At 46.7% G+C, this 1,026-nt stretch carries 1 protein-coding gene; it reads right to left on the bottom strand.

Annotation, left to right across the window (positions count from 1 at the left end):
• Positions 1-974, bottom strand: a 974-nt coding sequence (locus tag MHN30_RS23730) for a hypothetical protein (RefSeq protein ID WP_239361313.1), incomplete at its 3' end; no start/stop codon positions are given.
• Positions 975-1,026 lie beyond the last annotated feature (52 nt).

Genomic DNA, 1,026 nt, shown 5'->3' with positions numbered 1-1,026 from the left:
AGTATTACAGGATTAACTAACTTGTTTGATACAACCAAATCAGCGGTCAAATACTCTGAAGGATTGGCAGGAAAGCGTTGAGTCTTGGCTTCGTCAACAAAGCACTCCCATTGTGTTGGATAACTTCTAGATTCAACAAACTGATGCCTGCCGTTATCACCTTTAGGGCCCCGCCAATTCTCTTCTGGTACACCCTCTTTTATAGCTCTGCAGGAATGTACACCTTCAATATCCCAATAGAATGTACCCACTTCACCTAAATCAAAGCGTGTTTTAGACCATTCAAAGCGCTTTTCAACCGGGACTACATCCATTCCATACACAACAAATTGTTGACTTGTACCGCATCCTGTACCTTCAGGGTTACAAGCGACTACCTCATAGATATTTTTACCTACACGAGAAACAGTTACTAGCGCGCTCCTAGCAGAGCTTCGTTGAACCTCTTTTCCATCTGCAAATACCACGTAAACCACTCCTGGAACTTCTCCTCCCGCAGAACCCCAGGTGAGCTGTACCTGTGAGCCAACTTTTGCTGAGCTAGCAGAGCCAGCGAAGTCACTTACAGAGCCGGGCGTGGTATAAAAGAATATAGGGAGTGCTTGTGAGCGAGGCGCGCAACCTCCTTGATTACATGCCTCTACGCTATAAAATCGGCGACCATAGTTGTTATGGCTAATACTCTTGCTACTACCACTACCTTGGTACACTAGAACATCGTCTTCGTAGAGTCGATATCTATCCGCACCTGTTACCGTATTCCAGCGAACCGCTATTGGCTGATTAACAGGCTGATAACCGACATCGAAGGTAACTTGAGGTGAAGTACTTGGAGGATCAATCGTGCCTATTACAGAGTGGCGCTTGGATGTACCGCACCCCGCTCCTTGTGGGTTACAAGCTACCACCTCGAAGTTATTGTTACCCACTAAGGTGACATCAACTGATGCAGTCATGGCTGAGCTTCGCTGCACTTCTCTTCCATTTGCAATTACCGCGTAAACCACTCCAGGAACTTCCCCTCCT

This window comes from Pseudoalteromonas sp. OF7H-1 (assembly GCF_022347825.1).
GTDB lineage: Bacteria > Pseudomonadota > Gammaproteobacteria > Enterobacterales > Alteromonadaceae > Pseudoalteromonas > Pseudoalteromonas maricaloris.
The sequence above is the reverse complement of the archived record's forward strand: the minus strand, read 5'-3'. Positions and strand labels throughout refer to the sequence as shown.